The sequence below is a fragment of the Sphingomonas sp. 3P27F8 genome, assembly GCF_005502745.1.
In the GTDB taxonomy this organism is placed as follows: Bacteria; Pseudomonadota; Alphaproteobacteria; order Sphingomonadales; family Sphingomonadaceae; genus Sphingomonas.
Genome location: NZ_SCNL01000013.1, coordinates 95,302 through 118,527, shown reverse-complemented (window position 1 = coordinate 118,527; position 23,226 = coordinate 95,302). Strand labels below are relative to the sequence as shown.

The following is a 23,226-nucleotide window of genomic DNA, read 5'->3' as shown; positions in this document are numbered from 1 at the left end:
CCTTGCAAACGATGGCAATGATTTTCCCGTTTGATCATGGGCGACGAGCGACCTCTGACCATGGTAGACCGTGGCAACAATTTATTTTGGCCGGTCGAGCAGCTTTCGAAATTCGTCGATCACCTGCTCCGACGCCTCCGCTGCGGCTGGTACGATCCGCCTAAGGTGCGTGAAGCCATGGGTCATGTTGGCAAATTCCATCACCTCGGTATGGACCCCTGACTGTCTTAGTCGTTCGCCATAGGCGACCGCCTCATCCCGGAGCGGATCGACTGTGGTCACGACGATCAGCGCCGGCGGCAAGCCGGAATGGTCATCGGCTGCGCTCGGCGACAGTCGCCAGTCGTCGGGATCGCTCGTGCCGATGTATGCAGCGGCCGTGGCACGCATCACGTCACACCGTAGGCTGGGATCTGCATCCGCAATTCTCGACTTCGCCGTCCAGGAGGAATCGCGCAGGTCGACAGATGGATACAACAGCAGCTGAGCCGCCAGTGGGTGGACACCGTCGTCTGTGACCGGACGCAGTCCGATTGCCACAGCCGCTGCGAGGTTTCCCCCTGCGCTGTCACCCGCGATCCCCAGTCGAGCGAAATCGCCACCAAGCTCGGCTAGGTGGTCGACCGTCCAGCTGACGGCTGCCAATGTGTCCTCGTAGGCCGCCGGGAAGGGTTGTTCTGGCGCTAGACGGTAGGTGCTCGAAACGACCACTGCCGGGAGCGCTTCGCAGATGTGCCGAATGGTATGATCGACCGTTTCGAGATCACCGACCGCCCAGCCTCCACCGTGGATGTAATGGAGCGTAGTCGCTGTTGGCCTGGTCGGCCGATAAACGCGCAGTTCAACAGGTCCGTTCGGGCCGTCGACCAGCCGCTCTTCGACCGATGCGACCTCGGTCGTCGGTCCGTCTCCCCGAATGAGAGGTAGCAGGGTTGCAGCGGTCGCCCGCTGTGCAGGCCAATCTATCGGCAGCGAAACTTCGAGCGGCACGGACGCGAGTAACTGCGAGAGCACAGGATCGAGCATCATTCTGTTTCCTCAAGAATTGATTGGAGAGCGGCTACGACCGCGTACACCTCGGGATCTTCAAAGCCGCCGGCCGCCATGCCGTTACGGACATAGGCGAAAGCGACCTGTCGCCGCGGTTCCGCGAAGGCGAGGCTCCCACCCATGCCGTCATGGCCGAAGCTCGATCCTCCGAGCATCGGCTGCACCCGCCAGGGGGTCATCACTCCTGCGGCCCAGGATGGACCGTCTTCTTCAAGGCCGAACTGACGCCCCGTTGACACAGGTTTGATGCTGTCGGCGATGACTTCGTCCGACATCAACCGGACGCCGTCTACCGGCGCGATGCAAGCGCCATAGAAGGTTGCCAGCGACCTTGCGTCGGCGATGCCACCGGCGCCTGCGAGTTCCAGCCGCTGGACAGCAGGGTCATTCAGACTGCCTTTCCCGAGGTCGGGCGCGAAGGACAGGAGACCGTTGAGCGTGAGCGCATGCCACGGCAGCGTATCTTCCATCATGGTTTCGGCGACTACTTTCGCGGCCGTCTCGGGGTCGCGGTAGACGAGACGAGCAACTCGCTCGCCTTCCTGGGCTGGCAATCCCATGAAGATGGAAAGTCCGAGCGGTTCGCAGATCTCAGTCCGAAGCCAATCGCCGAGACAATTGCCCGTCACCCGACGAACAAGCTCGCTCGTGATCCAGCCGATCGATACCGGATGATAGATATGGGTTGCACCAGGGTCGAATATAGGCTTTTGCGCTGCCAGCCGGGCGGCCATGCCTGGAACGTTCTGGAGGTCCTGAATCGTGACCTCGCCGTCCACGAAGGGGACGCCGGCACGATGGGCCAAAGCCTGGCGGACCGTGACTCTCGATTTACCGGACACAGCGAATTCGGGCCAGTACGTGGAGACTGGTTCGTCAAGGTCCAGCAGCCCCTGCGACACGAGATGCAGCACGCACACCGCGGCGACGCCTTTCGATACCGAGAACACCGGTACGATCGTGTCTCGCTCCCACGCGCGACCAGTGATCCCGTCTGCTGCGCCACCCCAGATGTCTACGACGGTTTCCCCCCCGACCCTTATGGCGCATGCCGCGCCCACCTCGGAGCCGCTCCGAAATCCAGTTTCGAATGCTTCACGGCAGCGCTCGAAATCCGGTGCAACGTGCCCGCCGATGTGAGTCGAGATAGTCATATCCCCTCCGTCCTCCTCAACGCTTCCGCGTTTGATCGAACTTGCATAGCAGCGACGAGTCGGTTTATGCAATGCATTGCATGATTAGTAGTTAGTTGGCAGTCTGGAGCGGGTGGCGATGGGAAAGAGCGATATGGGGACCCGGGCTGCTCGTCGACTGCCGGTGCGAACGAAATTACTTTTTGGCGTAGGCCAAGGTGTCGAGGTCTCGGCGACGTTCGTCGCGAACACCTTTCTCCTGTTCTATCTCACCAGCGTGGTCGGCATTTCACCGGCTGTAGCCGGAACGGTCATTTTCCTGTCGCTGCTAGTGGACGCCGTGGCGGATCCGCTGATCGGATCGTGGTCCGATAGGTCGCAGAGCAGGTGGGGTCGCAGGTTGCCATTCATGATCGGCGGACTGCCGGTCATTTGCATTGCATCTCTCGCTCTGTTCGGAATCCCGATCTCGGGGGGCACGGTGTCGGCCATCGGCCTTGCCTTGCTTTCGAACATTCTCCTCCGTGTCGGGACATCGATTTACGCACTGCCTTACGCGGCGCTCACCGCCGAGTTGACGACCGATTACGACGAGAGGTCTAGTGTCACGGTCTACAGGATGATCTTCGGATTCGTGGGAACGGTGCTCACGATCGCGCCGGCTTTCGGCGTGATATTCACGACCAAGGAGGACTATGCGTCCCGAAGTGCATACGTCCAATTGGGCCTATTATTGACCGTCGTCGTGCTGACGATGGGCTTGGCGTGCATCATCGGTGTCCGACGCGCTGTCGCTTCCAGTGCGGCTGAGCACCTACCGCCAAGCGCAACCTCCAAGTCCTTCCTTGAAGACCTTAAGGATCTTGCGCGGAATCGGTCCTTTATGGTCCTCTTCACGTCGGCCCTGATCGTGTTGATCATCGCGGGCAGCATGAACGCACTAAACCTGTACGCCTATAATCACTTCTGGAAGCTGCCGGCTGCCCAGAACCAATTTCCCATCGTCGGTTTCCAAGTGGGACTGCTGCTTGGGATCCCGCTCACGGCTCTCATACTGCAGCGCATGGAAAAGCGGGATGTGATCGTTCTTGGCATCATCGTTGTGGCGGTCGGTCAGGCATCATCGGTGCTTACGGCGTATCAGTGGCTCGGACCACTGCCGACCCCCGCGGCGACCGCAGTTTTGGTCGTCGCGAGCGTCTCGTTCGGCGCATGCAACTCGCTCTTTTTCATCGGTTTCCAGTCGATGATCGCAGACGCCGTGGACGAGCACGAATTGAAGTTCGGGCAGCGCTGCGAAGGTCTGTACTTCAGCGCGCTTGTTTTTTCAGCGAAGGCAGCCACCGGCATTGGTTCACTCGTCGCTGGGCTAGTGCTGTCCTCGGTCGGATTGAAGGCGACCGCAAACACTGTCGCTGTCCTGCCAGAACGCTCAGCGACATTCCTCGGCCTGTTGTGGGGCGCCGGCCATGGCTTGGCCTTCCTTGTAGTTTTGCCGCTGATCCTGACCTATCGGCTTGGGCGCGCGCGACATCAGGAGATCATCGTTGAACTCAATCAGCGGCGCTCGACTCGGACAGCGCGGCCAACGGGCCTTCTGGGTACGGATTAAGACCCGACCATGGTTGGAGCGCATTGATGCCGAGCTTCGGGAGCCTATTCTTCGAGACGCTTTTGCGGTTAACGCTGAAGCCGCCATCGACCGCGGAAGCGGGCAAAGACGCGGTGCGTGCTGCCGCACTCCGACCTGCGAGGTTCGGCCCCCCGAAGCGCATTCGACGCGATGTCTTCATCGATCGCGTCGACCAGCATCGGTGGCCGGTCTACTCGGTGAAGCCGGTGGGAATGGAGGCGGACAAGTCGGTCATCTACGTTCACGGCGGAGCCTACTATGGGGAAATCAACCCGTTTCACTGGAGGTTGATCGCGCGGATTTCCGCCGAAGCTCATACTTGTGCGATCGTTCCGATCTATCCGTTGGTGCCCTGGGGCACGGCCCTGGAGGCGGTAGAATTTATTTCCCAGCTCGCACGGGATGAGCTGAGGGAACGTCCTGCCCGGGGGGTCAGCATATGCGGTGACTCAGCAGGAGGTAGCATTGCTTTGGCAGTGGCGATGCAACTGCGCGACGAGGGCGTGCAGCTCAGGCGGACGGTTCTCATCCATCCAGCGCTCGATCTCACTCTGTCTAATCCTGAGCTCAATGCGGTCGAACGAATGGACCCACTATTGCGGAGCGATGCCCTTCGACCGATTTTCGAGCAGTGGCGTGGCGGCCTCGATCTAACAAATCCGATTGTGAGTCCGCTGCATGGGATGATGTCTGGGCTTGGACCTATGACGGTTATCAGCGGAACGCGCGATATCACCAATCCGGACACCAGGTTGCTGGTTGCCAAGGCTAGGGAAGCGGGAGTCGAGGTCGATTATCGCGAGGGCGAGGGTTTGATACACCCGTCGCCTGCCCTGCCAACTCGTGAGGGGCGCGAAGCGCGCAGGCAAATCGTGAGAGCTCTACTTTGATCAGGGGTCCGTCAGGGTTGGTAGCTCGAAGCATCATCACACAATCGCCGACGCGCGACTGCGACCGGCGATCAACCTTACCAGTTTATGAGAAGTTTAACTTCGGAATAAGGTACTAGGCCGGTGATCGAACTTTATCACTGCCGGGAGAGCCGCTCCCTGCGACCCCTGTGGGCGTTGGAGGAACTTGGCCTACCATATCGGCCGGTTTTCCTATCTTTCCCGCCCCGCCTGCGCGAAAAAACTTATTTAGCGACCAACCCCTTGGGAACCGTGCCCTACCTGATCGACGGCGACGTGCGGATGAGCGAGTCCACGGCGATGTGTCTTTACCTGACAGAAAAATACGGCCCGACCCCATTGGCCATTAGTGCCGCTGAATCAGGGTACGCGAACTTCTTGAACTGGTTGTTTTTCAGTGACGCGACGCTGACGTTTCCGCAGACCATCGTGCTTCGCTATCGTCAATTCGAGCCAGATCCGGACGGCCGTACGGCGCTCGATTACGAAAAATGGTTCTATGGTCGTCTCAAGTCGGTAGAGGCCGAGTTGTCGGGTCGCGAATGGTTGTGCGGCGATCGTTTCACCATCGCTGACATCGCGATTGTATACGCGCTCTATTTGGGCGATACGATCGTCGGTCTAGGACCGGGGTACGGACCGAATGTGAGAGCCTATCTCGAGCGTGCGTGCGATAGATCAGCCTTCAAACGGGCGCGTGAGGTCGATATGCAGGCGCCGGCATGGCGCTAACTTGTTCGGGTAGGTCAGTGGCGTAATCTAGAGCAGCGCCAACGTCGCCGACGCTCCCGCTTTGCGGTGCCCAGTCAACACGGCTACGCGCTCGAACTACTTTCGTTGAGGAAAGAGCCTCCGTACGCAGACCTCACGATCGCCGGCGACCGTATCGCCTAGCGTGAGTTACGGATGGGTTCGGTCCAAGTGCACGTTGGCACTTCCTGATGCTGCCGGACGGTTTGGATCGTGACGGGCGCGAAAGTGAATGCCGTGCATAATGGCGATGAAAGACGGCGTCGCTTCACGCGACCGCAGCGCCTCCGGCGAGGTCACGGCCATCCGCGTCAGCCGGTTCAACGAGGCCGCTCAGCGTCTTCACGTTTATTCAGAGGTTCGGCCTCCAGACCACCTGCGCTCCGCCTCCTCCACGGTGAACAGCCTTGGCGTGTGGTAAAGTTTCAGTCGTTCCTCGCTCCACTCTGATCGCTCGATTACCGCTCCAGCGGCCACGAATGCGGGATGGTCCACGTATTGGGCCAAGAGCCGCCCCGGCGCTCCGAGAGCCAACACTTCGGGATACCTGCCGTCGAGGGTGAGGGTGCCGTCGCTGTAGCAGCCGCCATCGAACGTGAAGAATGGATTGAGCACGCCGTAGTGGCAGAACAGGGCGCCGAAGTGTCCGTCGCAGCCGTAGTGGTCATGGCTCCCGTCATGGAGCGCAGCATCGAGCTCCTGCTTGAACACCGCTGCCGGGTTGCGGCCCGCCTGTTCTATCAGGGCCAGCGCTACGTCGCTGATCCAGCCGATCGATCCCGTCGCGCGCAAGACTTTGAGGCGCTCGACGTTGCGGCAGTGACCGGAGCCCCTCCGCGAATAGACCTTCCTGAGCCTTGGTGCCGAGCTCACTTGTTCTAATCCGGACGGAGCCCAGACCTGGTAGATACCAAGTTCAACGTCGAGCGCCACGTAGGGCTGGCGGAAGAGTTTGGATCGACGGCTGGTGAAGCGCACGGGCTCCATTCGCAGCCAGAGCGGGGAGGCACCGCCTCCGAACCGGGCGACGTCGCGCTCGAAGCCTTCGCGCATCTTCCGTTCCCTTCGAAGCAGCTTGCGACGGCTCGATAAGGTGTCGACCAGCATCGAGACCATGAGCGCAGCGACTTCCTCCACCGGCCTCCACGTGTCGGGGCGCAGCTGCCAGTCGTCGATCCCGATCGGCAGGATCATCTCGCCGATGTCAAAGTCCACGACGGCCATTGCGGAGGTCGGTTCCGACACATCGCCCTCCTCGCCGACGAGGGTTGCCCGGACGTCGCGATAGTCCGGCAAGGCGACACCCAGACCGGGTTTGGCCGCTATTAGCCGCCGGAGCTCCGCTATCAGCTTCTTCAGCTCGTGGCCGGGGACGATCGTGCCATCCCAGGCGTCGATGTCGTCGACCAGCGGCTCGGCCTCGTCTAGCTCCCGCTCGCCATCCCATGCCCATTCGCCGACCGGCAGGTCGTTGTGGCCGTCCCAGGGACGCCCTAACCAGCCGAGCCGGTTATGCTTGTCCGTCCTGATGGAGACGGGCAGGCTGCGTATCCAGGGCGCGACGTCGAAAGCGCGCAGCTGCCACCAGTCCCGCCCGGCGGTCATCCCCGCCACGATTTCCTCGCCGGAGGGTGAAGGTGCGCCAGCGCAACCCGGAGCGTCGTCGTCCAATTGCGGTCTGGACTGCCGGTCCGACGCGCGGCGCCCGCTCGAAGAGCGATTCATGCCCTTGCCATCGCAAATGTATGTTTCAATCCGCTGCGGGTCCCCGCAACCAACCGTGCCACATGGCCCCGCCCCTAACCAGACGGGGCCTTGTCGTATATGACGCGCAGATCGTCGCGCTCGAATGCGTTGGGCCGATGAAGGGCGATGCCACGCCCAGGCGCCAAGGCGGCGACCGCGGCTCGGGTCGGATCGAGGCGCATGTTGCTCCTGATCCGCTGCGCGATCGAACCGCAGCCGGCCATCTCGCATACCGACCTGCGCACCGAGCGCGGCGCACATGGCGTCGGGATCAACGTCGCAGGTCTGTTGCGCTTCTTCGCGCGTCGCCGGATCACGCTCAACAAAGTCCGGGCATGCCCCGGAGCAGAACCGCCCCGACGTTCTGAAGCGTCGGTGGGAGTGGTTCCAAGGCCCGCTCGACCTAGATCCGCATCGCCAGTGGCGATTGAGCGCTGGGCGGCCGCGATGCAGGAAGAGCCCGCGCGGTCGCGGCCGGCTTTCGCCGTCGGCGTCGCTCGGGCAGAGACCGTCGAGGGTGGCTTGACCGGCTTTACCGACGAACATCGCTCGATCTTGTGGGGCGAACGCGAGCACGCTGCCGGCTGAGCGACCGACCGCGATCACGCCATCCCGCCTTCGGTAAATCGTCACCCCGACCTGAAAAGCGAACAGCTTTTGCAGCGTGAGCGGACGGTTCGCGCTCACGCCGCCGGGCGCGGGGTTATGCCCAGATCGGCTGGCCCGAACGCGTCCGGAAGCAACTCGGAAAGGCGATAGGTGATGACCGCCCCGCCCTCCGCCGCGCCACAATGGACAATCAGATCGCGTCCGCCCATCTGTGCCGCCTCGTTCAACACTTGTCGGCACCGGCCGCAGGGGTTCACCGTCGTCGTGCCGATGGGGACGCCGTGCGTATCCATCAGGCCGCCGATCACGGCAACTTCGACGATCTCGGCGAGAAAGCCCGCCGCACTTGCGCTGGCCACCGCGACCGTTTCGGCGCACAGCGACAGGCCATAGCTGGCATTCTCGACATTGGCGCCAGTCACGATCGATCCGTCACGCATCAGCAGCGCCGCCCCCACCGCGAAGCGCGAATAGGGCGCATGGGCGTGGAGCGCGGCCGCGCGAGCGGCGGCGATGAGTGTGGCGCGATCGGTCATGGTGCGGCGACGTCCCAATTGGCCGGGCCGTCGATCCCGTCGACGCGGCGCATATCGTTGGCGCGCCACAGCCGCCACGGGCGCGCGGCATAAGATGGCGCGATGAAATTGCCGCTGGCCCACAGGTTGCGCGGCAGCGCGGCGCTGATGTCGTAATCCATTTCCACCGCGCGCGATATTCGCAGCAACACCGGCTTGCGCATATGCGCCTCGATCGTTCCGGCGAGCAGCTTCAGCTCGCTCACCAGCGTGTCGCGCTCCGGCCGGGTGGTGCAGCCTGGATCGTAGCTGATGTCGATCGCCACCGGCAGCGCGTCCGCATCGGCCGGGACGAACGTATTGAACGCATTAGCCTGCTCTCGCGCCGGCTGGCAGAAGGAATAGAGGTGCACAGCGCCGCGCCGCATGCCGACCGCTTCCATGCCATGCCAGTTCGTCTCGAACGCCGGGTCGCGCTCGCGTGCGCCGCGGGTTGCGACGGCATAGGCGAAATCGGCGCCGGCGGCGGATACGTTGTTCCATTCGATCGCGCCGTCGCTTGCGCTTACGTCGACGCCCTGCACCGGATAGCGCTCGGTCGAGGGGCGCCAGTGCGTCGCATATTGCCACGCGGCCACGCCCGACAAGGCTAGCGCGGCGACGATCAACGCGAAACGTCCCAACCCCCACATCGACGTCAGCCTTTGATATGCAGGACGCAGATGAGCGTGAACAGGCGCCGCGCGGTATCGAAGTCGATCTCGATCTTGCCCGCCAGCCGCTCCTTGAGCATTTCCGCCGCTTCGTTGTGTATTCCCCGGCGAGCCATATCCACCGTCTCGATCTGCTGCGGTGTCGATTGGCGGATTGCCTGGAAATAGCTGTCGCAGATCGCGAAATAGTCGCGAATCGGCCGGCGGAACCGACCCATCGCGATGATGTGCGTCTCAAGCGGTGCGCCATCCTCGCGCCGGATCGCCATCGACAGCCGCCCCTCCTCCACCGACAACGCGAGCCGATATGGCCCGGCGTAACCGTCAGGGTGGACCTTTTGCGGCGCGAAGTGATTGCCCTCGATCAGATCGAATATCGCAATCCGCCTTTCCTGCTCGATATCCGCCGAACGCCACAATATTGTGTGCTCGTCCAGCTCGACATCGATGATCCGGGGATCGGCCATTAGCGTTGCGATAGAGGTGAACGGCGCGCGCGACAATCCACCCGCATTATCCACATCATTTGACGCAAGACGGTTGAGCCGCCGGGGGACGCGAGCGTAGAAGCCGGTGCGATGGCCACGCTCGCATTCACCCACCCCGCCGCAAATTCCGCCGAGCCGATCCACCTGCCACGCAACGTGGAGGCGGAGGCCGCGCTGCTCGGCGCGATGATGATCGACAACCGGCTTGCCGACGATATCGCCGACCGGCTTGAGCCGGCGCATTTCTACGAACCGTTGCACGGACGGATCTTCGCCGCGATCAAGACGCTGCGCGGCAGCGACATGCTCGCCACCCCCGTCACTTTGCGCCCGATGTTCGATGCGGACGAGGGGATGAAGGAGCTGGGTGGCCCCGCCTATCTCGCCAGCCTCACCGGATCCGGTGCTGGCCTGATCGGCGCGCGGCAGTTCGCGCAGCAGATTTATGATCTGTCGATGTTGCGGGCGCTGGTTTCGGTTGGCCGCACGCTGGTCGATCGCGCCATGGATACGTCGGAGGAGGTGAACCCGCGCGCGCAGATCGAGGCGGCCGAGGAAGAACTGTTCAAGGTCGCCGCCGATGGCGGAGCGGAGAACAGCGTCAAGACCTTCGTCCAGGCCACCACCATGGCCGTGAAGATGGCAGAGCGCGCGCTCAATTCCGGCGGCAATCTGTCGGGCGTCACCACCGGGCTGGATTCGGTCAACGCCAAGATCGGCGGCATGCATCATTCGGATCTCATGATCCTCGCCGGTCGCCCCGGCATGGGCAAAACCTCGCTTGCTACCAACATCGCCTTCAACGCGGCGCGGCGCTGGATGCGCGATATGGCGGACGGTATCCCGCCATCGCAGTCGGTAGGCGCGAAGGTGGCGTTTTTCAGCCTCGAAATGTCCGCCGATCAGCTCGCAACGCGTATCCTGGCCGAGCAATCGGGCATCAGTTCCGAAGCATTGCGCATGGGAAAGATCAGCCGCGCCGAATTCGAGAAGCTCGCGACGGCGGCGGCCGAGCTTGAAAATCTCCCGTTCTTCATCGACGACACCGGCGGTCTCTCGATCAGCGCCCTCCATACCCGCGTGCGCCGGCTCCAGCGGAGGCACAACAACGAAATCGGGCTAGTGGTGGTCGATTACCTCCAGCTTCTCACCGGCAGCGGCAAATCGAGCGACGGCAATCGTGTGCAGGAAATCTCCGAGATTTCGCGTGGGCTAAAGACGCTCGCGAAGGACATGAACGTGCCGGTGCTGGCGCTTTCCCAGCTCAGCCGCGCGGTCGAGCAGCGCGAGGACAAGCGTCCTCAGCTCTCGGATCTGCGCGAATCCGGCTCGATCGAGCAGGACGCGGACATGGTGTGGTTCGTGTTCCGCGAGGATTATTATGTTGGCCAGAAAGAGCCGAAGCGGCCGATGGAAGGCGACGACAGCAAGGTGTTCGAGGAACACGCGCAATGGGCGACCAATATGGAGCGCGTGTTCGGGCTGGCCGAGCTGATCGTCGCCAAGCAGCGGCACGGCGCCACCGGCAAGGTCATGCTGCGCTTCGATCCGACGATCACGCGTTTCAGCGATTACGCCGGCTATTGAGAAGGCGGCGCACGCCGCGTCTCTATCCGTGGGGTGTTCTTGAGCGCCGCGGCAAGCGCGAACCCGCGCACTTCATCGCATCGTGCGCGCGGTCGTCAGAATGCCGGCTCTTCGCCCGGCCTTGTTGGCAGATGGATGCCGCATTCCACCTTGTCCCACCCGCGCCACCGCCCGGCGCGTGGATCTTCGCCTGGCTGCACTTTAGAGGTGCAGGGCTTGCAGCCGATCGAAGGATAACCGTCCGCCTCCAGCGGATGATGCGGCAGTTCATGCTGATCGAAATATTCCTGGAGGCGTGCGCGATCCCAGTTCGCCAGCGGATTTAGTTTAAGTCGCCCCTCATCGATCTCGAAGCGGGGAATGCCCGCGCGGGTCTTGGACTGGAAGCCCTTACGACCGGATATCCATGCGTCGAACGGCGCAAGCGCGCGCCGCAACGGCTCCACCTTACGGATCTCGCAGCAGCCGTCCGGGTCATATGACCAGCGCAGGCCGTTGGCATCCTTCGTCGCGAGAAGGCGTGGATCGGGGCGATAGACGCGCAAATCGGTGAAGCCCAGCCGCTCGGCCAGCTCGTCGCGATATTCCAGCGTTTCCCCGAACATCTTCTGCGTGTTGGTGAAGATCACCGGCACGTCGCGATCGATTTCCGCGATCATGTGCAGCAGCACGGCGGATTCCGCGCCGAACGACGATACCGCCGCGATCCGACCCTTGAGCTCGCCCCTCAGCAAATCCGCGAGCATATCCTGCGTCGAGATGCCGGCGAACCGCGCCTCATAGAGCGCCGCGTCTCCAGCAGCGAAGGCCGGCGTCACGTCGATCGTATCCAGTATGCGGGCGGGTTTACCCATGACGCAGCTTCCACACCGGCACGGCGGCATCGGCGGCGGCCTGATAGTGATGCGCATAGCGAGCGAGGCTGCGATCTAGCGCTGCTGCATCGATCGGCGCCTGCGGGGCGAAACTGTCAAAACCGCAACGGCGCATGAAGGTCACCTGATCGACCAGCAAATCGCCCGAAGCGCGCAGTTCGCCAGCATACCCTGCCTCGCGAAGGATTCGCGCCGCCGAATAGCCGCGCCCGTCCCGAAACGTGGGGAAGCTTACCTCGACCAGTGCGATCTGGCCGAGATGCGGCAGCAGCGCGCGCGCGTCGTCGCCAGCCTCAAGCCGCACTGCGCCGGCATTGGTCTGCCCCGCGAGGAAACTGTCCAGCGTAATGGCCGGCTCGTCATGCGCCTCGTCGTCGCGGAAGCGCAGCAGGTTATCGCCATCAGCCATAGATCGCTTCCTTGAACGGCTCGAAGCCGACGCGACGATACGTATCGAGGAAGCGTTCGCCATCCTCGCGCACGGCCAGATACTTGTCGGTCACACGCTCGATCGCATCGACCACGCCATCTTCGCTGAAGCCGGGGCCGGTGATCTTGCCGAGGCTGGCATCCTGCGCCCCCGATCCGCCAAGCAGAAGCTGGTAATTCTCCGTGCCCTTACGGTCCACGCCAAGGATGCCGATGTGACCGGCATGATGATGGCCGCACGCGTTGATGCAGCCGGATATCTTGAGCTTCAGTTCGCCCAGCTCGCGCTGCCGCCCGAGATCGGCGAAGCGCGCCGCGATCTTCTGCGCGACCGGGATCGAGCGCGCATTGGCGAGGCTGCAATAATCGAGCCCGGGGCAGGCGATGATATCGGTGATGAGATCGAGGTTCGCCTCGGCCAGCCCCGCGTCGGACAGCGCGGCCCAGAGCGCCGGCAGATCGCGGCGCGCGACATGCGGCAGGACGATGTTCTGCGCATGGGTGACGCGCAGCTCATCGAAACTGAAGCGCTCGGCGAGATCCGCGAGCACGTCAATCTGGTCGGCCGAGGCGTCACCGGGAATCCCAGCGACCGGCTTCAGCGACACGTTGACGATCGCATAGCCCGGCTGCTTGTGCGGCTTCACATTCTGATCGAGCCAGACCGCGAAATCCGGATCGCTGCGATCGACCGCATCGCCCAGCCCGGTCTCGAACGCGGGCGGCGCGAAGAAGGCGGTGATGCGTTCAAGCTCGGCGGCCGGGGGATCGATCCCCAGCGTTTTGACCAGCGCGAATTCCTCCTCCACCTGCCGGCGATACTCGTCCGCGCCAAGCTCGTGGATGAGAATCTTGATCCGCGCCTTGTAGATATTGTCCCGCCGGCCGTAGCGATTGTACACGCGCAGCGCCGCCTCGAGATAGCTGAGCAGATCGGCGGCGGGCACGAATTCCTTGATTTCGGGCGCGATCATCGGGGTGCGGCCCATGCCGCCGCCGACGAAAATGCGCGCGCCGAGCATGCCATCGCGCTTCACCAGCTCGATGCCGATATCGTGGAGCCGCATCGCGGCGCGATCCTCCGGCGCGGCGATCACCGCGATCTTGAACTTGCGCGGCAGGAAACTGAATTCGGGGTGGAAGGTGCTCCACTGCCGCAACAGTTCGGCCCAAGGGCGCGGATCCGCGACCTCGTCGGCGGCGGCGCCGGCATATTGATCCGAGCTGATGTTGCGGATGCAATTGCCGCTGGTCTGGATCGCATGCATCTCAACCGAGGCGAGATCGGCGAGGATATCCGGCGCATCCTCCAGCTTGATCCAGTTGTACTGGATGTTCTGGCGCGTGGTGAAATGGCCATAGCCGCGATCGTATTTGCGCGCGATATGGCCAAGCATGCGCATCTGTCGGCCGTCCAGCGTGCCATAGGGAATCGCGACCCGCAGCATATAGGCGTGAAGCTGTAGATAGAGACCGTTCATCAGCCGAAGCGGCTTGAACTGATCCTCGGTGATCTGGCCGGCGAGGCGGCGCTTCACCTGATCGCGGAATTCATCGACGCGCGCGTCGACGATCGCCTGATCATATTGGTCGTACTTATACATCAGATGACCCAGCTCCCAGCGTTAGGATCGGCGGGTTTGAGTGTCAGATCAGGGCGCACCGTGGGGCCGAGTGCACGGACGCGATCCTTGATGTGCGCGGGGCGCGGGCCGGCGGGGGTTGCCGTCGCGTCGATCACATAAGCGGCATTGACGCGTCGCGCGCCATCCTCGGCCTGCGCGATCGCCTCGCCCCGATCGCCGACGTCAACCGCATCCTCGACATGGCGCGACCAGCCCGTGCCCGTCCACCAGACGACATCGCCGGTGGGCAGATCATTCCCGGTCAGCAGCTTCACGCGATATTCTCCGCAACCTTCGCCCACCGGGCCAGTTTGTCCTCGGCGTCGCTGAGTTCCACCACCTCGCCGACAACGATGATCGCAGGGCTGCCAACCCCTTCACGTTCGACCATCGCGCCGAGATCGGCCAATAAAGTCTTGATCGCGCGATGCCCGGCCAGCGTGCCCTTTTCCAGTACCGCAACCGGCATGTCGGGTGCGACGCCATCCGCCATGAGCTTGTCGGCGATCTGCTCGGCAGTGGCGACGCCCATGTAGATCACGAGCGTGCGGCCCTGCCCGGCGAGGCCGGCCCAATCCTGCTCGGACAGGCCCTTGCACTGGCCGGCCACAAAGCTGACCGCGCTCGAATGATCGCGGTGGGTCAGCGGCAGCATCGCCTCCGCCGCGCAACCAAGCGCCGCCGAGACGCCCGGGATCACCTCGACCGGCAGGCCCGCGGCGCGCACCGCCTCCACTTCCTCGCCACCGCGACCGAAGATGAACGGATCCCCGCCCTTGAGGCGGACAACGACGCTGCCGGCCTTCACATGCGCGATGATGAGCGCGTTGATCGCTTCCTGCGGCAGCGTGTGCCGGGCGCGGCGCTTGGCGACCGAGATGCGCTGTGCGGCCGGAGGGGCGAGATCGAGTACGCGCAGGTCGATCAAGCCATCGTGCACCACCACGTCCGCCTGGCGCAGCGCCTCCGCCGCGCGCAGCGTGAGCAGGCCCGGATCGCCGGGGCCGGCGCCGACAAGGATGACGCGGCCGCGCGCGTCGGGATCGAGAAGGCTCGCCATAGTGATGCGCAGATGGGCCGCGGCGAGCGCGGCGGCAACGGAGGCTTGCTTGGCCACGGCCTAGACCAGCTTTTCTCCACCCGATAAGTGTTATATTCATCTGCAACACTTGATGGATGAGGATAACGCCGTTGCGTAATTTGTTCGCCGCCCTGTTGCTAACGGGCACCGCCTTCGCCGCGCCAGCGATCGCCGCTGCCCAGGCGGTGCCGCCACCCGCCGCGCAGCCGGGGGATGGCCCGGAAGATGCCAGGCTGAAGAAGCTGTTCCACGACAGCGACGAGGCGAGCCTGAAGCGTAATCCGGTCAGCGGCATCTTTCGCGGCGACCTGCGCTATGCCGCGCATCTGGGCAATTACCTGACCGATGCGTATCTCGCGGCCGAGAAGAAGGCGAGTGAGGACGATCTGGCGGGGCTGAAGCGGATCGATCGCGCGAAGCTCACGCATATCGACCAGATCGCCTATGACGTGTTCAAGAACCAGACCGAGATCACGCTGCGCGGGTTCGCCCCGGATATCCTGAAGGCGACGAACCTGCGCCCGATCGATCACTTCTTCGGCTTCCAGACTTTCTACCCCGATTTCGCCTCCGGGCAGGGGGCAGCGCCATTCAAGACGCTGGTGGATTACGAGAACAACCTGACCCGCAACGCCGAATATGCCCAGATCCTCGATCGCGCGATCGGGCTGTTCAGGCAGGGGGTAAAGGAGAATATCGTCCAACCCAAGCTCGTCGTGCGCAACATGATCGAGCAGTTCGACAATCTCATCAACCAGGGTGTCGAGGGATCGGTGTTCTACGGCCCGGTGAAGAAATTCCCGGACGGCATTTCCGCCGCCGATCAGGCCCGGCTCCGCGCGGCCTATGCGACGCAGATCCGCGACGTGCTGATCCCCGCGCACAAGCGGATGCGCGACTATCTCGCCAACGATTATCTCGCCCATGCGCGCGACAGCGTTGGCCTTTCAGGGATGCCGGGCGGCGTGAAGCTCTACGAATATCTGATCGAGAGCAACACCACGCTGCCGTTGAAGGCGGAGGATGTTCACCAGCTCGGGCTCCGGGAGGTCGCACGCATCCGCACCGAGATGGAGGCGCAGAAGAAGGCGGTCGGTTTCAAGGGGACGCTGGCGGAATTCTTCACGGAATTGCGCACCGACAAGAAATTCCAGCCAAGCTCGGCCGAACAGCTCCGCGAAGGTTATGAGGCGATCGGCAAGCGTGTCGACGCGCGGGTGCGCGAGCAGTTCTCGCTCATTCCCAAGACCCCGCTCGAGATACGCGCGGTGCCGGCCTACAAGGAAAAGACCGAGGCCGGGGGCTCCTATCAAGGCGGCACGCCGGACGGATCACGGCCGGGCGTTTTCTATTACAATACCTATGATCTGCCCTCACGCTACATGTGGGAAATGGAGACGCTGTACCTGCACGAGGCGGTGCCGGGGCATCACTTCCAGATCAGTATCGCGCAGGAGAATGCGGCGCTGCCGGCGTTCATGCGCTTCGGCGGCAACACCGCCTATGCCGAGGGCTGGGGCTTGTACGCGGAAACGCTGTGGCACGATCTGGGCGTGGAAACCGATCCCTATCAGCGGATGGGCGGGCTGAACGACGAGATGCTGCGCGCGATGCGGCTGGTGGTCGACACCGGCATCCACGCCAAGGGCTGGACGCGCGATCAGTCGATCACCTACATGCTCGAAAATTCGCCGATGGGAAAGACCGACGCTACCGCGGAGGTCGAACGCTATATCGCAATTCCCGGGCAAGCACTGGCTTACAAGATCGGCCAGCTCACCATCTCGCGGCTGAAGGCAACGGCCAAGACGGAGCTGGGCGCCAAATTCGATCCGCGCGCCTTCCATGCGCAAGTGCTGGATACGGGCGCGCTGCCGATGCCGGTGCTTGAGGAGAAAATCCACGCCTGGGTGACGGCGGGCGGAAAGTAGGCCACCGTCATGCCCTCCGCCGCCGCCGGGTGACGGAGGGCATCAGCCTTCGTTGAGGCCGATGCCGATCGTGGCGCGAGCGGCGTCCGCCTCGTTGCTTACTACAGGATAGGCGCAATAGTCCGCCGCGTAGAAGGCGCTCGGACGATGGTTGCCTGACCAGCCGATGCCGCCGAACGGTGCGCCGGACGAGGCGCCGTTTGTCGGCTTGTTCCAGTTCACGATGCCGGCGCGCGCCCGGGCCCAGAAACGATCGAACAATTGCGGTGTCTGGCTGATGAGCGACGCTGACAGGCCGTAGCGCGTATTGTTCGCCTCGGTGATCGCCGCGTCGAAATCATTGCAGCGGGTGATCTGCAATACCGGGCCGAACAATTCGGCGTCGGGAAGACCCTCTACGCCCGTTACATCGATCAGAGCCGGCAGCAGGAAGGGCCTGCCCGCGATCGGTCGCTCCAGATGGCGGATTGGCCGGCCGCCCTTCATCAACAACTCGAGAAAGCTGTCGCTGAGCTGATCCGCCGCGTCATTGTCGATGACCGGGCCCATGAACGGGGCGGGATTGGCGAACGGTTCGTCAACGATGAGGCGCGCGACCAGCTTGTTGAGCTGCTCCATCAGCGGCTCGTACAGATTGTCGTCCACGATCAGCCGGCGCGCCGCGGTACAGCGCTGGCCCGAGGTGGTGAAGGCGGATTGAGCGATAAGGACGGCTGCCTGCCAGAGATCGGGTGTGTCCCACACCACGATCGGATTGTTGCCGCCCATTTCGAGCGCGAGGATCTTCTCCGGCTTCTCCGCGAACGCGCGATTGAGCGCGAGGCCCGTGCGAGCGGAACCTGTGAACAACAGCCCGTCGATCCCGTCATGCGCGGCGAGCGCGCGGCCTTCGTCCGGGCCGCCGATCACGACGCGGATGCACGCCTCGGGAACGCCCGCCTCGATCAGGCAGTCGGCCAGGAACACGCCGGTCGCCGGCGTTTTTTCGGATGGCTTGAATACGACGGCATTGCCCGCGAGCAGGGCGGGGACGATGTGGCCATTGGGCAGGTGCGCCGGAAAATTATATGGCCCCAGCACCGCGAGCACGCCGTGCGGCTTGTGGCGCAGCGCCATGCGGCTGCCCATCGGGGAATCGAGCCGGCGCTGCGCGGTGCGCTCGGCATAGGCGCTGACCGAGATGTCGACCTTCGCGATGACCGTGTCCACTTCGGTCCGCGCTTCCCACAACGGCTTGCCGGTCTCACGCGCGATCAGTTCGGCAAAGGCATCGGCGCGCGCGCGGACCACGTTGGCAAAGCGGCGCAGCGTTTCGATGCGGACAGTCAGCGCGCGGGCCGCCCAGTTCGCCCATCCACTGCGCGCGGCTGCCACCTCGGCATCGACGTCGCTGATCGGCGCGCGCCACAGTTCGCTGCCGGTTGCCGGCTCGTATGAGACGAGTTCGGTGGCCATCGTAATCATCCCCCCAGCGATCGCGCGCGATCCCGCCATCGAGTGTAGAGAATATCTGCGGCATTCGACAAGCTACGCCAGCGCTTCCCCCATTTCCCTTATGTGCGACACCTTGGCGTCGAGCGCCGACCAGTCATCCGCTTCGGCGATGCGTGACCAGATCGCCTCCACTTCGTCGATCAGCATCGCGCATGGCCCGCCGCGCCAATAGCCATGCGTGCGCGACGAACGAAACGCATGGCGCGCCAGCAAGGCGCGTGAATCGTCCCATTCCGGGCCATATTCGGGGGGCAGTTCCTGTGCGAAAGCGTCAAAGAAGAAACGATCGACCGCGGTGCGGCTGGTGCGCAGGGCGCGTTCGATTGACTGAACGAGGGCGCGATCAGTCGCCGGGTCGATCGATGTGCGGCCAAGTCGCCATAGCATCGCTGCGGTAATAGCGGGCTGGTAGCGATCACCGAACTTGTCGAGCAGCGCGATCATCGGCTCCGCCTCCACCAGCAGCCGCAGCGAGATCGCCAGCTGCATCACGTCCCAGTGGATCGCCTCCGGCTGGCGGCCGAAGGCGTATAGATTGGCGTGATCGAAATAAGCGGCGGTGAAGCCGGGATCCCAGGTCTCCGCGAACCGCCATGGGCCGTAATCGAAGCTTTCGCCCGTGAGGTTGATATTGTCCGAATTGAGCACGCCATGGACGAAGCCCGCGGCCATATAGCGCGCGGCGAGCGTCGCGGTGCGCGTGATGACCAGGTCGAGCAGGCGAAGGGGATCGTCGCTGTCCTCGCCGTAAAGCTCGCGCAGGACGTAGCTGACCAGCCGCCGCATCGCGCCCTCGTCGCGCTGATAGGCGAGCCGCTGGAACGTGCCGATGCGGATATGACTGTGGCTCAGCCGGACCAGCACCGCCGAGCGGGTGGGGGAAGGCTCGTCGTTGCGCTGGAGCGCCTCGCCCGTCTCGATCAGCGAGAAGGTGCGCGACGTGGGGACGTTCAGCGCCTCCAGCATCTCGCTCGCCAGGATTTCGCGCACGCCGCCCTTCAGCGTCAGGCGCCCGTCTCCGAAGCGGCTCCACGGCGTCTGCCCCGACCCTTTGGTGCCGAGGTCGAGAAGCCTGCCCGTGCCATCGCGAAGCTGCGCGAAGGTGAAGCCCCGCCCGTCGCCGATCTCCGGGTTGTAAACGCGGAACTGATGGCCGTGATAGCGCAGCGCGAGCGGCTGCGGCAGCGAGCCGGGCAGCGGCGCGAATCTGCCGAAATGGGCGATCCATTCGGCGTCGGTGAGCATGCCCAGCCCCACCTCGCGCGCGGCGCGATCGTTGCGGAAGCGCAGCCGTGTTTCGGGAAAATCCGCCGCCGCGACGGGATCGTAAAAGGCATCTCCCAGCGAAAGGAGCGCGGCTTCCGGTCGATACGCTTGCGGGTCGAAGGGCATCCGGCGATATGGGGTGCATCGCAGCAAAGGTTCAAGCATGGCCGCCTATCAGGATCTGTATTGGTGGTCGAAGGATGGCCTCCGCCTTCATGCGCGCGATTATCCGGGCGATCCGGCTGCGCTGCCGGTGCTGTGCATGCCGGGCCTTACCCGCAACGCGCGCGATTATGCGGCGCTGGCGGAGCGGCTTTGCGGAACGCGGCGCGTGATCGCGATCGAGTTTCGCGGGCGCGGCGAGAGTGCCTACGCCAAGGATCCGATGAGCTATGGCCCGCTCACCTATGCGCAGGACGTTGCCGCGCTGATCGACGAAGCGGGCATCGGGCGTTTCGTTTCGATCGGCACGTCCCTGGGCGGGATCGTGACGATGCTGCTCGCCGCCATGCTGCCCGGGCGCATCGCCGGCGCGGTGCTCAACGATGTCGGGCCGGAGATCGATGCCGACGGGCTGGCGCGTATCCGCAGCTATGTCGGCAAGCCGAGCGTGTTCCCGACGTGGATGCACGCGGCGCGCGCGCTCGCGGAATCGAATGCCGATGTCTATCCCGCCTGGCCGATCGAGGCGTGGCTCGCGATGGCCAAGCGGCTGTATCGCCTGAACAACGCCGGGCGGATCGTGCTCGACTATGATCTGAAGATCGCCGAGCCGTTTCGTGTGCCGGGCGCGGAAGCGGGGCCGGACATGTGGCGTGCGCTTGCCGCGCTGGGCGACGTGCCGGTGCTGGTGGTGCGTGGCGGCACTTCCGATATCCTTTCCGAAGCCACGGCGGCGCGGATGATCGAGACGATGCCGGGGGCGGCGCTGCTGACGGTGCCGGGCATCGGCCATGCGCCGACGCTCGACGAGGCGGGGGTGGATGACGCGATCCTCCGGCTGCTTGCCCAAGCCGATCGGGAACCGGCACGGGCGTGAGGCGTCGTTCCGGTGCATTGCCGGAGCCATCATGACCTTTCCGCTCGACCATCTGATATTCGCCCCCGCCGACGTCGATCTCGCGCGTTCGCCGCTCGCGGGGCGGGTCGACGCGGAAACCTATGTGCTGGGGGCGTTCAATCCGGGGATGACGCGGCTTGCCAACGGCAATCTGTTGCTGATGGTGCGCGTGGCGGAGGCGCTGAAAGAGCCGATCGTGAACGGCCAGGTCCGTTCGATGCGATGGGACGGTGCGGGTTGCCGGCTCGATCACTGGCCGCTGCAACTGGTCGACATCGCCGATCCCCGCGTCGTGGCGATGCGCGGCGGCGGGTGGCGGGTGATCGCGCTGACCTCGCTCTCATGGCTGTTGCCGGTCGAGCTGGATGCGGACGGGCGGCGCGTCTTGGCCGTGCACTACGATCGCGCGATCGCCCCGCGCGCGCCGTGGCAATGCTATGGCGTGGAGGATCCGCGCATCAGCCGCGTGGGCGATCGATATCTGATGACCGCCTGCTCCGTCAGCCCGGAGCGGCTGGCGACCGCGCTCTACACCAGCGACGATGCACTGGACTGGACGCTGGAGGGCATCGTGCTCGATCACCAGAATAAGGACATGCTGATCTTCGAGGGGCTGATCCACGGAAAATACTGGGCGCAGACCCGGCCGCTGGGCGAACTCTACTTCGCCTATCCGCCCGATAGCGAATGGCGCGCGGGGCCATCGATAAACCTCGCCAGTTCGCCCGATGCGCTGCACTGGAAGCCGAGCGAGCATCCCGGCATCCGCCCGCATGCCGCCACCGTCGCCAGCGCGCGAATGGGGGGCGGGGCGCCACCGATCAGGACGGACGCCGGCTGGCTCACGCTGTGGCATGGCGTGGAGCCGCACGGCATGGTCGGCATCTATCGGACGTATTGGACGCTGCTGGACCGGGACGAGCCCTGGCGGATCATCGCCAGCGGCAGCGCGCCGCTGATCGAGCCGAATTCCGCGCTCACCGATCCGATCAGCGACCAGATGTATCTCGACAACATCGTCTTCACGACGGGCATCGCCGATGGTGGCGATCATTGGGTGGTGGCGAGCGGCGAGGCTGACCTCGCGTGCCGGATCACGCATGTGCCGAAGGGGGTGATCGGCTAGGCGCAGGCCTCTCCCGTTTGCGGAGTGGATGGGGTAGGGGCGCGAGCATGGCTGGGCCGATCCGCATTCTCCACCTCCATTCCACCTTCGATCTCGGCGGAAAGGAGGCGCGCGCGGTGCGGCTGATGAACGCCTTCGGGGATCGCGCGCGCCATGTGATCGTGTCGTCGATGGACGGGCATTACGGCGCACGCGACCAGATCGAAACGGGCGTCGCCTATGAGATCGCGCAGAGCCCGCCACCGCTGACGGGCAAGCCATCGGTAAAGCGCTACGAGGCGATTGCGCGCTACATGCGCGGGTTCGATCTGGTGCTAAGCTATAACTGGGGCGCGATCGACGGATCGATGGCGCGGCGCGTGTTCGGCAGGGGCGTGCCGCCGCTTGTCCACCACGAGGATGGCTTCAACGAGGATGAGGCGGGCGGGCTGAAGCGAGAGCGCAACCTCTACCGCCGCCTCGCGCTTGGTGCCGCGCATGCGCTGGCGGTGCCTTCGGAAACGCTGGAGCGGATCGCGCTGGAGGCGTGGAAGCAGCCGCGCGGCAAGGTGCACCGTATCGTCAACGGGATCGCCACCATGGCCTATTCCCGCGCGCCCGAGCCGAACGCGATCCCCGGCTTCACCCGCAAGCCGAAGGAGGTGGTGATCGGCACCGTCGCGGGCCTGCGCGCGGTGAAGGATTTGCCGGCGCTCGTCCGCGCGGTCGGCGGGCTGGCAGGCAAATACCGGCTCGTGATCGTTGGCGAGGGGCCGGAACGGGCCGCGATCGAGCGGCAGGCGCTGGCGATGGGGATCGACGACCGGCTGGTGATGCCGGGGTTCGTGGATCGCCCGTATCGGTATATGCGGCATTTCGATCTGCTCGCGCTTTCCTCGCGTTCCGAGCAGCTTCCGATCTCGGTGATGGAGGCGATGGCCGCCGGTTTGCCAATTGTCTCGACCCCGGTGGGCGATGTGGCGCGGATGGTGGCGGCCGAAAATCTGCCCTTCATCGCCGCGCAGGCGACCGAGGTGCAACTGCGCGACGCGATGCAGCCGCTGCTGCGGGACGCGGCGTTGCGCGCGGCGGTGGGCGCGGCGAATCAGGCGAAGGCGCGCGCCCAATATGATGAAAGCGTGATGATCGCGCGCTATACCGCGCTCTATGAGGAAGCGATCGGCCGGCCGGGCGCGCTTGGCGGCTGAGCGACGCGCAACGCAAT

General features: G+C 64.1%; 21 protein-coding genes and 1 pseudogene. 9 read left to right on the top strand and 13 right to left on the bottom strand.

The window, feature by feature from the left end; translation table 11 throughout:
* Positions 1-81: 81 nt before the first annotated feature.
* Entirely contained in the window at positions 82-1,029 is a 948-nt protein-coding gene (locus FFS35_RS15240; RefSeq protein WP_137787946.1) for an alpha/beta hydrolase, read from the bottom strand.
* Positions 1,026-2,204 carry a serine hydrolase domain-containing protein gene (locus FFS35_RS15235; RefSeq protein WP_137787945.1) on the bottom strand — a complete coding sequence of 393 codons (1,179 nt, stop codon included), beginning with the start codon at positions 2,202-2,204 and terminating at the stop codon, positions 1,026-1,028. Before FFS35_RS15235 ends, FFS35_RS15240 begins: the two co-directional genes overlap by 4 nt.
* Before the next feature lie 118 nt (positions 2,205-2,322).
* Between FFS35_RS15235 and FFS35_RS15230 the strand changes: the two genes are divergently transcribed.
* From FFS35_RS15230 to FFS35_RS15220, 3 genes are all read left to right on the top strand, one after another.
* On the top strand, positions 2,323-3,795 hold the full coding sequence (locus FFS35_RS15230) for an MFS transporter (RefSeq protein ID WP_137787944.1): 1,473 nt from the start codon (positions 2,323-2,325) through the stop codon (positions 3,793-3,795).
* 26 nt (positions 3,796-3,821) lie between these two features.
* On the top strand, positions 3,822-4,706 hold the full coding sequence (locus FFS35_RS15225) for an alpha/beta hydrolase (RefSeq protein ID WP_137787943.1): 885 nt from the start codon (positions 3,822-3,824) through the stop codon (positions 4,704-4,706).
* Positions 4,707-4,829: 123 nt separating this feature from the next.
* A complete protein-coding gene (locus FFS35_RS15220; RefSeq protein WP_137787942.1) occupies positions 4,830-5,459 on the top strand; it encodes a glutathione S-transferase family protein in 630 nt (209 codons plus the stop codon).
* A gap of 366 nt (positions 5,460-5,825) precedes the next feature.
* On the opposite strand, the gene FFS35_RS15215 is transcribed toward FFS35_RS15220, so the two are convergent.
* The gene (locus FFS35_RS15215; RefSeq protein WP_137787941.1) at positions 5,826-7,091 is read right to left on the bottom strand and encodes a hypothetical protein; all 1,266 of its coding nucleotides are present in this window, start codon (positions 7,089-7,091) and stop codon (positions 5,826-5,828) included.
* A 417-nt stretch (positions 7,092-7,508) separates the two neighbouring features.
* On the opposite strand from FFS35_RS15215, the pseudogene FFS35_RS20380 reads away from it, so the two are divergent.
* A pseudogene (locus FFS35_RS20380) lies at positions 7,509-7,641 on the top strand (IS630 family transposase); the annotation flags it as partial.
* Between the two features lie 265 nt (positions 7,642-7,906).
* Here FFS35_RS20380 and FFS35_RS15205 read toward each other — a convergent pair.
* The 3 genes from FFS35_RS15205 to FFS35_RS15195 are packed head-to-tail and all read right to left on the bottom strand — an operon-like array spanning position 7,907 to position 9,527.
* Positions 7,907-8,368, bottom strand: a complete 462-nt coding sequence (locus FFS35_RS15205) for a cytidine deaminase (protein WP_137787939.1) — start codon at positions 8,366-8,368, stop codon at positions 7,907-7,909.
* Positions 8,365-9,039, bottom strand: a complete 675-nt coding sequence (locus FFS35_RS15200) for a GH25 family lysozyme (RefSeq protein ID WP_137787938.1) — start codon at positions 9,037-9,039, stop codon at positions 8,365-8,367. The genes FFS35_RS15205 and FFS35_RS15200 overlap by 4 nt, the downstream gene beginning before the upstream one ends.
* 5 nt (positions 9,040-9,044) lie before the next feature.
* A complete protein-coding gene (locus FFS35_RS15195) occupies positions 9,045-9,527 on the bottom strand; it encodes a UPF0262 family protein (RefSeq protein ID WP_137787937.1) in 483 nt (160 codons plus the stop codon).
* 111 nt (positions 9,528-9,638) lie between these two features.
* Between FFS35_RS15195 and FFS35_RS15190 the strand changes: the two genes are divergently transcribed.
* A complete protein-coding gene (locus FFS35_RS15190; RefSeq protein ID WP_137787936.1) occupies positions 9,639-11,135 on the top strand; it encodes a replicative DNA helicase in 1,497 nt (498 codons plus the stop codon).
* Positions 11,136-11,230: 95 nt separating this feature from the next.
* On the opposite strand, the gene FFS35_RS15185 is transcribed toward FFS35_RS15190, so the two are convergent.
* Genes FFS35_RS15185 through cobA form a run of 5 tightly spaced genes read right to left on the bottom strand, consistent with a single transcriptional unit; the run spans position 11,231 to position 15,124 of the window.
* Complete coding sequence (locus tag FFS35_RS15185; protein ID WP_137787935.1) at positions 11,231-11,989, bottom strand: phosphoadenylyl-sulfate reductase; 759 nt, start codon at positions 11,987-11,989, stop codon at positions 11,231-11,233.
* Positions 11,982-12,419 (bottom strand): DUF934 domain-containing protein, encoded by a 438-nt coding sequence (locus FFS35_RS15180; protein WP_137787934.1) that lies wholly within the window; start codon positions 12,417-12,419, stop codon positions 11,982-11,984. The genes FFS35_RS15185 and FFS35_RS15180 overlap by 8 nt, the downstream gene beginning before the upstream one ends.
* Positions 12,412-14,043, bottom strand: coding sequence for a nitrite/sulfite reductase (locus FFS35_RS15175; RefSeq protein WP_137787933.1), 1,632 nt, complete (start codon positions 14,041-14,043; stop codon positions 12,412-12,414). The genes FFS35_RS15180 and FFS35_RS15175 overlap by 8 nt, the downstream gene beginning before the upstream one ends.
* Positions 14,043-14,339 carry a DUF2849 domain-containing protein gene (locus tag FFS35_RS15170; protein ID WP_137787932.1) on the bottom strand — a complete coding sequence of 99 codons (297 nt, stop codon included), beginning with the start codon at positions 14,337-14,339 and terminating at the stop codon, positions 14,043-14,045. Before FFS35_RS15170 ends, FFS35_RS15175 begins: the two co-directional genes overlap by 1 nt.
* Complete coding sequence (gene cobA / locus FFS35_RS15165) at positions 14,336-15,124, bottom strand: uroporphyrinogen-III C-methyltransferase (RefSeq protein WP_137787965.1); 789 nt, start codon at positions 15,122-15,124, stop codon at positions 14,336-14,338. The genes FFS35_RS15170 and cobA overlap by 4 nt, the downstream gene beginning before the upstream one ends.
* A gap of 116 nt (positions 15,125-15,240) precedes the next feature.
* Here cobA and FFS35_RS15160 point away from each other — a divergent pair, with 116 nt between their 5' ends.
* The gene (locus tag FFS35_RS15160) at positions 15,241-17,076 is read left to right on the top strand and encodes a DUF885 domain-containing protein (protein ID WP_137787931.1); all 1,836 of its coding nucleotides are present in this window, start codon (positions 15,241-15,243) and stop codon (positions 17,074-17,076) included.
* A 42-nt stretch (positions 17,077-17,118) separates the two neighbouring features.
* Here the strand turns inward: FFS35_RS15160 and astD are convergent, their stop codons facing one another.
* Positions 17,119-18,531, bottom strand: a complete 1,413-nt coding sequence (gene astD, locus FFS35_RS15155; protein ID WP_137787930.1) for a succinylglutamate-semialdehyde dehydrogenase — start codon at positions 18,529-18,531, stop codon at positions 17,119-17,121.
* 72 nt (positions 18,532-18,603) lie between these two features.
* Complete coding sequence (locus tag FFS35_RS15150) at positions 18,604-19,962, bottom strand: protein adenylyltransferase SelO family protein (protein WP_137787964.1); 1,359 nt, start codon at positions 19,960-19,962, stop codon at positions 18,604-18,606.
* A 37-nt stretch (positions 19,963-19,999) separates the two neighbouring features.
* Here FFS35_RS15150 and FFS35_RS15145 point away from each other — a divergent pair, with 37 nt between their 5' ends.
* Genes FFS35_RS15145 through FFS35_RS15135 form a run of 3 tightly spaced genes read left to right on the top strand, consistent with a single transcriptional unit; the run spans position 20,000 to position 23,209 of the window.
* Positions 20,000-20,875, top strand: a complete 876-nt coding sequence (locus tag FFS35_RS15145) for an alpha/beta hydrolase (protein WP_137787929.1) — start codon at positions 20,000-20,002, stop codon at positions 20,873-20,875.
* Between the two features lie 31 nt (positions 20,876-20,906).
* Positions 20,907-22,022: a glycosidase gene (locus FFS35_RS15140; RefSeq protein ID WP_137787928.1), complete on the top strand. Its 1,116-nt coding sequence runs from the start codon at positions 20,907-20,909 to the stop codon at positions 22,020-22,022.
* Positions 22,023-22,069: 47 nt separating this feature from the next.
* Positions 22,070-23,209 carry a glycosyltransferase gene (locus FFS35_RS15135; RefSeq protein WP_137787927.1) on the top strand — a complete coding sequence of 380 codons (1,140 nt, stop codon included), beginning with the start codon at positions 22,070-22,072 and terminating at the stop codon, positions 23,207-23,209.
* The last annotated feature ends 17 nt before the right edge of the window (positions 23,210-23,226 follow it).

Coding starts and splice junctions, on each gene's coding strand:
- FFS35_RS15240 (WP_137787946.1), bottom strand. CDS start 1,029: ATGATGCTCGATCCTGTGCTCTCGCAGTTACTCGCGTCCGTGCCGCTC.
- FFS35_RS15235 (WP_137787945.1), bottom strand. CDS start 2,204: ATGACTATCTCGACTCACATCGGCGGGCACGTTGCACCGGATTTCGAG.
- FFS35_RS15230 (WP_137787944.1), top strand. CDS start 2,323: ATGGGAAAGAGCGATATGGGGACCCGGGCTGCTCGTCGACTGCCGGTG.
- FFS35_RS15225 (WP_137787943.1), top strand. CDS start 3,822: ATGCCGAGCTTCGGGAGCCTATTCTTCGAGACGCTTTTGCGGTTAACG.
- FFS35_RS15205 (WP_137787939.1), bottom strand. CDS start 8,368: ATGACCGATCGCGCCACACTCATCGCCGCCGCTCGCGCGGCCGCGCTC.
- FFS35_RS15200 (WP_137787938.1), bottom strand. CDS start 9,039: ATGTGGGGGTTGGGACGTTTCGCGTTGATCGTCGCCGCGCTAGCCTTG.
- FFS35_RS15195 (WP_137787937.1), bottom strand. CDS start 9,527: ATGGCCGATCCCCGGATCATCGATGTCGAGCTGGACGAGCACACAATA.
- FFS35_RS15190 (WP_137787936.1), top strand. CDS start 9,639: ATGGCCACGCTCGCATTCACCCACCCCGCCGCAAATTCCGCCGAGCCG.
- FFS35_RS15185 (WP_137787935.1), bottom strand. CDS start 11,989: ATGGGTAAACCCGCCCGCATACTGGATACGATCGACGTGACGCCGGCC.
- FFS35_RS15180 (WP_137787934.1), bottom strand. CDS start 12,419: ATGGCTGATGGCGATAACCTGCTGCGCTTCCGCGACGACGAGGCGCAT.
- FFS35_RS15175 (WP_137787933.1), bottom strand. CDS start 14,043: ATGTATAAGTACGACCAATATGATCAGGCGATCGTCGACGCGCGCGTC.
- cobA (WP_137787965.1), bottom strand. CDS start 15,124: ATGGCGAGCCTTCTCGATCCCGACGCGCGCGGCCGCGTCATCCTTGTC.
- FFS35_RS15160 (WP_137787931.1), top strand. CDS start 15,241: ATGAGGATAACGCCGTTGCGTAATTTGTTCGCCGCCCTGTTGCTAACG.
- astD (WP_137787930.1), bottom strand. CDS start 18,531: ATGGCCACCGAACTCGTCTCATACGAGCCGGCAACCGGCAGCGAACTG.
- FFS35_RS15150 (WP_137787964.1), bottom strand. CDS start 19,962: ATGCCCTTCGACCCGCAAGCGTATCGACCGGAAGCCGCGCTCCTTTCG.
- FFS35_RS15145 (WP_137787929.1), top strand. CDS start 20,000: ATGGCCGCCTATCAGGATCTGTATTGGTGGTCGAAGGATGGCCTCCGC.
- FFS35_RS15140 (WP_137787928.1), top strand. CDS start 20,907: ATGACCTTTCCGCTCGACCATCTGATATTCGCCCCCGCCGACGTCGAT.
- FFS35_RS15135 (WP_137787927.1), top strand. CDS start 22,070: ATGGCTGGGCCGATCCGCATTCTCCACCTCCATTCCACCTTCGATCTC.